The organism is Paenibacillus sp. (genome assembly GCF_035645235.1).
Classification (GTDB): Bacteria; Bacillota; Bacilli; order Paenibacillales; family YIM-B00363; genus Paenibacillus_AE.
In genome coordinates, this window is record NZ_DASQMZ010000192.1 from 1 (window position 1) to 5,561 (window position 5,561).

3 protein-coding genes and 2 pseudogenes are annotated in these 5,561 nt (G+C 61.9%); 3 read left to right on the forward strand and 2 right to left on the reverse strand.

Annotated features, from left to right (window positions below; genetic code table 11):
- Window positions 1-503 precede the first annotated feature (503 nt).
- A complete protein-coding gene (locus VEZ38_RS17855; protein ID WP_324895885.1) occupies window positions 504-929 on the forward strand; it encodes a DUF4362 domain-containing protein in 426 nt (141 codons plus the stop codon).
- Here the strand turns inward: VEZ38_RS17855 and dat are convergent.
- Both dat and VEZ38_RS17865 read right to left on the reverse strand, forming a co-directional pair.
- Window positions 921-1,757 carry a D-amino-acid transaminase gene (gene dat, locus VEZ38_RS17860; protein WP_324895887.1) on the reverse strand — a complete coding sequence of 279 codons (837 nt, stop codon included), beginning with the start codon at window positions 1,755-1,757 and terminating at the stop codon, window positions 921-923. The genes VEZ38_RS17855 and dat overlap by 9 nt on opposite strands.
- Before the next feature lie 24 nt (window positions 1,758-1,781).
- Complete coding sequence (locus VEZ38_RS17865; protein WP_324895889.1) at window positions 1,782-2,138, reverse strand: hypothetical protein; 357 nt, start codon at window positions 2,136-2,138, stop codon at window positions 1,782-1,784.
- Between the two features lie 716 nt (window positions 2,139-2,854).
- Here VEZ38_RS17865 and VEZ38_RS17870 point away from each other — a divergent pair.
- Both VEZ38_RS17870 and VEZ38_RS17875 read left to right on the forward strand, forming a co-directional pair.
- Window positions 2,855-3,910: pseudogene (locus VEZ38_RS17870) on the forward strand (ribonucleotide reductase N-terminal alpha domain-containing protein); the annotation flags it as partial.
- Between the two features lie 264 nt (window positions 3,911-4,174).
- Window positions 4,175-5,561, forward strand: a pseudogene (locus tag VEZ38_RS17875) (ribonucleoside-diphosphate reductase, adenosylcobalamin-dependent); the annotation flags it as partial.

Consider the following 5,561-nt stretch of genomic DNA (forward strand, 5'->3'; position numbering starts at 1 on the left):
TTCGCCGCCGGCTGGGCGACGGCGCTCGGCGTCGCGCTGGCGGAGGCGCCGCTGTCGCCGGCCGAGGCGGCCGACGCGGCGCGGCTCGCCGCCGAGAAGTACGGCGCCGACGCGTGGAGCCTGCGGCGGTAGGGCGGGCGCTGCTCGCGCCTGCACTTGCCCCGGGGCGCCCGCTTCGCGCGCCTGCGCTGCGCCGCACCGTTCGCCGTCCGCGCCTTCGCCCCGCCGCACCGTTCGCCGTCTGCGCCTTCGCCCCGCCGCCCGCCTCCTGTACACGCGCGCCGCACTTTAGGCTCAAATTTTGCGCGTAATCCCGAAATAAGCGCAAAAGTTGAGCCTGCCCGCCGCCGCCGCACCGTTCGCCGTCCGCGCCTTCGCTCCGCCGCCCGCCTCCTGCGCCTGCGCTGGCGTACACGCCGGACAGTAAACTCATAATTTTCGGGGACGGCGAAACTTTTTCCAAATCTTGTGCGTCCAATGCATCTAGAGGTGACATCCATAAAATGAGAAAAGTATGGGGGAGTTTGTTGATGGGCGCGCTCGCGGCGATGGCGGTCGCGGGCTGTTCGGGGGCGGTGCCGGCGTCGGCGCCGCCGCTCGACGAAGGCGACGTGGTGCAATCGGGGGTCGGGGCGGGGGAGACCGGCAACCTGGAGCGGCTCCAGGCGTTCCTCGACGTGACGCAGAGCGGCGGAGACGACGCGGTGCGCGTCGTGCACCACACGGTGGAGGGAGATCCGATCTATACGGATCTGTCGTATGCGGAAGGGAAGTACGTCGTGTATCGCGATACGACCGAGGACGCCAACGGAGCCCAGAAACGCGTCAAGGCGGCCGAATGCACCGCGTTGGTGCAAACCGACCGCCCCGACGAATTTTGCGAGATCGCTTGCGGGTCGTACTCGTTCTTGGTCGCCGACCTAGAGTAGCCGTCCGAACGCTTGCTGAAGTTTTCGCGCGATCAACCCCGGACGACCGTCGCCGATGGCCGCGCCGTCCGCGCGGACGACCGGCATAATCTCGACGGTCGTGCCGAGCAGGAACGCCTCGTCGGCGTCGCGCAGCTCTTCGAGCGTGAACGCGCGCTGCTCGACCGGGATGCCGAGCTCGCCGGCGAGACGCAGCATGACCGCGCGCGTAACGCCGTGCAGGATCAGATGGTTCGCCGGATGCGTCCGGACGACGCCGTCTTTCACGATCGCAATATTAGAAGAGCTGCCTTCCGTGACGACGCCGTCGCGGTGCAGCACCGCCTCCGAGGCCCCGGCTTCGGAGGCTTCTTGCTTTGCCAGCACGTTCGGCAGCAAATTTAGGCTCTTGATGTCGCAGCGCAGCCACCGAATGTCCGGCCGCGTCACGATCGCCGCGCCGTCCTCGAGCGCCGCCGTCGGCCGCGGCAGCGCCTTCGTGAACGCCGTGATCGCCGGCTTCACGTCCGGGCCCGGGAACGGATGCGCCCGCGGCGCCGCGCCGCGCGTCAGCTGCAGGTACACGATGCCCTCCGTCAGATCGTCCGCCTGCACGAGCGCCTCGACGCCGCGGTTCAGCTCCTCGATCGTATACGGCAGCTCGATGCGAATTTCCTTCGCGCTGCGGACGAACCGCTCCCAATGCAGCTCCGCCTCGAACGCCTTTCCGCCGTATACGCGAAACACTTCATAAATACCGTCGCCGAACGTATGGCCGCGGTCCTCGATGTCCACCGTCGCCTCCGCGCGCGCCACCAACGCTTCGCCGTTCCAAACAAACTTGCCCATCGCTTCGATTGCCCCTTCGTCTTTTTATTTTCCACTGTTCCCGCCGCCCCCGCCGTCGTCCGCCAGCAGCCCCGCGAGCGGATCGTCCTCCTCGTCCTTCTCGACGCCGGCCGCCGGAGGCGGCGGCTGGAGCGGCGGCCGTTCGCCGCCGAGCTGCTCGACGAGCAGCTTCGCCGCCCACTCGGCGAGCAGCTGTTTATCGCGCTCGTCGAGATCGCCGCCCGTCACGTCCAGCGGCTCGTTCGTCCTCGCGTCGATGAGAATGTCGCGCTGTCGATTGTTATAACTCGCGAGCATAATCCAATACATTGCCCCGCCGCCGCCGTCGGTATCCGCTACGAAGCGGAACTGCCAATCGCCGAGGCGCGGATCCTCCGACATCAGGACACGCTCCGTCTCCGGACCGGCGCCGGGCTGCGGCGCGATGCCGTCCCGGCGGGCGGCCTGATACGTCTTCAGCGAAGAGAGGCTGCCGGTGTCCGGATCCGCGTATCTCCGGAGCAGGTCGACGACCGCCCGGTTGCCCGCGCTTTGCTGCAGCTGCAGGAAGTTCGCCGGCGAGAGCGCCGGCGTCGGAATCCAGCGCAGGCCCGGCAGCGCCGCGATGCTTCGCGGCCGCCCCGGGCTTTGGCGTCGGCTTTGCCTTCTTTGCCGGCTTCGGCATACGCGCCATCGTCGTCTCCCCTCCCCGTCATCGCGTCTTCTTTAGAACTATTTCGAGACGGCGGGCGAGATTCCTTTTTCAGAATAAATACGAATACATGTTCCCATTCCGGGCATAGTATGTTACAATACGATGACCGGGGGAGGGGGCTGCGGGAGCGGATCGAACGTTGTCGAAAATGGAGAAATCTTGTAAACGGCATGAAAGCGTTTCGTATTAAGGGATTGTAAGCATTTCTGAAATTCCTGCCGATTCGAAAAAATATTTTGCTAGAAACTACAAGATCTAGTGACGTATAATGGACTCCGGACACAATATATAGTAATGTTTTCTACATAACGCAATTTCGCATCTATGTTGCTGTCCCGTCGCCCCTGTCGAAGACTGGCGGCTGATTATATTGTGTTTGATTTTTGTATAGGAGGGTGTTCCTTTGAAAACGAAGCAAAAGACGAAGCTGGAAGGCCTCAGCGAGAAAATTTTCTTGGACCGCTATGCTCGCAAAGATGCCGACTACAACAACACCAAGGTAGGCGACATCGTGCTCGCCCTGACGAAAGACGACCCGAAATTCCCGGCGAAGGAAGTCGGCGAGGTCATCGCGCGCGAGGGCAACAAGGTCACGGTGAAGACCCGTTCCGGCAACACGGTCGAGACGACCGTCGAGAAGATCACCCTCACGCTCGAGAAGACGCCGGAAGAAATGTGGGAACGACTCGCGACGGCGATGGCGTCGGTCGAGGCGCCCGAGAAGCAGAAGCAGTGGACCGAGAACTTTAAATATATATTGGAAGACTGGAAGCTGGTGCCGGGCGGACGGATCGCGGCAGGCGCCGGCGCGAGCGACGAGCTGACGCTGTTCAACTGCTACGTCATCCCGTCCCCGCACGACAGCCGCGGCGGCATCATGGCGACGCTGAGCGAGATGACCGAGATCATGTCCCGCGGCGGCGGCGTCGGCATCAACCTCAGCTCGCTTCGTCCGCGCCGTTCGGTCGTGGCGGGCGTCAACGGCTCCTCGAGCGGAGCGGTGTCGTGGGGCGGCCTGTTCAGCTACACGACGGGCCTCATCGAGCAAGGCGGGTCGCGGCGCGGCGCGCTGATGCTCATGATCAACGACTGGCACCCGGACCTGCTCGACTTCATCACCGTCAAGCAGACGATGGGCCAAGTGACGAACGCGAACCTGTCGGTTTGCGTCAGCAACGGCTTCATGAAGGCCGTCAAGGAAGATCTCGACTGGGAGCTCGTCTTCCCGGACACGAAGGATCCCGACTACGACCGGTTGTGGGACGGCGACCTCGAGAAGTGGAAGGCGGCCGGAAAAGCCGTGAAGCCGTACCGCACCGTCAAGGCGCGCGAGATTTGGCACACGATCATCGAATCCGCATGGAAATCCGCGGAGCCGGGCGTCGTGTTCATGGAGTACTACAACCAGATGTCCAACTCGTGGTACTTCAACCCGATCATTTGTACGAATCCGTGTGGTAAGGTAGCCTAGTTTGCCTCACGTTAAACATCGCGGAATAAAGCGGGAAGGCTGAGAAGCTAATCCGAACCGAAGGCCGCCGGTCATACGGCGGTCAGGGGCAGAGCATAGACGGTGAACCTAACGCGCAGGCGCTAGAATATAATCCGTCCACGAGGCCGCGACACGAAAGAAGCAACATTTTTTCGTGAAAATATATGCCGACCTAACGGGAATACGAACCGTTAGAACTATCGGATAAAAAGCCGGTAGGATAACAAATTGGAACAAGGTTTACCTGCATGGGGCGTATGCAACTTGTCCGCTGTGAACTTGTCCAAGTTCTACGACGCGGAGAAGCACGACGTCGCGTGGGACGAACTCGGCAAGACGGTTCGGTACTCGGTGCGGTTCCTCGATAACGTCATCGACAAGACGCCGTACCACTTCGAAGAAAACAAAGTGAACCAGCAGGGCGAGCGCCGCGTCGGCCTCGGCTCGATGGGGCTCGCGGAGCTCATGATCAAACTCGAAATTCGTTACGGCAGCCCGGAATCGCTCGTATTCCTCGATAAGCTGTACGGCTTCATGGCGAAGGAGGCATACCTTTCCTCGGCCGAAATCGCCGGCGAGAAGGGCTCGTTCAAGCACTTCGTTTATGATAAATTTATGCAGAGCGGCTTCATGAAGAATATGGTTTCCGAATATCCGGAAGTCGGCGCAGCCATTAAAAAGCACGGCATGCGCAACGTTACGGTCATCACGCAGGCGCCTACGGGCAGCACGGGCACGATGGTCGGCACGTCCACCGGCATCGAGCCGTACTTCGCGTTCGAGTACTACCGTCAGAGCCGTCTCGGTTTCGACAAGCAGCTCGTGCCGATCGCGCAGGAGTGGAAGGACAAGAACCCGGGCAAGGAGCTTCCGGAATGGTTCGTCACGTCGATGGATTTGTCCGCGAAGGATCACATCCGCGTGCAGGCGGCGATTCAGCGTTGGGTCGACAGCTCCATCTCCAAGACGGCGAACTGCCCGTCCGACTTCACCGTCGAAGAGACGAAGGAACTGTATGAGCTCGCCTTCGACCTCGGCTGCAAGGGCGTAACGATCTACCGCGACGGCAGCCGCGACGTTCAGGTCCTCAGTACGAAGAAGGACGAGGAGAAGAAGGAAGAAGCGGTCGCATCGACGGAGACTTCGAAAGAAGCCGAAGCGATCGATCTCGTCGCCTCGCTCCCGATCAAGGCGACGGAAGAGCAAAAGCAAGTGTTCGACAAGCAATACCAGCGCCGTCCGCAAGTGCTGCGCGGCGCGACGTATAAATTCAACACGCCGTTCGGCATCGCGTACATTACGATCAACGATTCGAACGGGACGCCGAGCGAAGTGTTCCTGAACGTAGGCAAGGCCGGCTCCGACGTCTTCGCGATGTCCGAAGCGCTCGGCCGCGTCATCTCCTTGTTCCTGCGTTACGGGGATCACGGCAGCAAGACCGAGCTCTTGATCAAGCACCTCAAGGGCATCGGCGGCTCCGGCGCCGTCGGCTTCGGCCCGAACCGCGTCGAGTCGATCGCCGACGCCGTCGCGAAGGCCCTCGAGATTCACAAGGAGCATTCGGAAGCAAGCTCGCATTACGAAGACAACGCGAACCATCTGGTCACCGCCACGCGCG

Coding starts and splice junctions, on each gene's coding strand:
- VEZ38_RS17855 (WP_324895885.1), top strand. CDS start 504: ATGAGAAAAGTATGGGGGAGTTTGTTGATGGGCGCGCTCGCGGCGATG.
- dat (WP_324895887.1), bottom strand. CDS start 1,757: ATGGGCAAGTTTGTTTGGAACGGCGAAGCGTTGGTGGCGCGCGCGGAG.
- VEZ38_RS17865 (WP_324895889.1), bottom strand. CDS start 2,138: ATGTCGGAGGATCCGCGCCTCGGCGATTGGCAGTTCCGCTTCGTAGCG.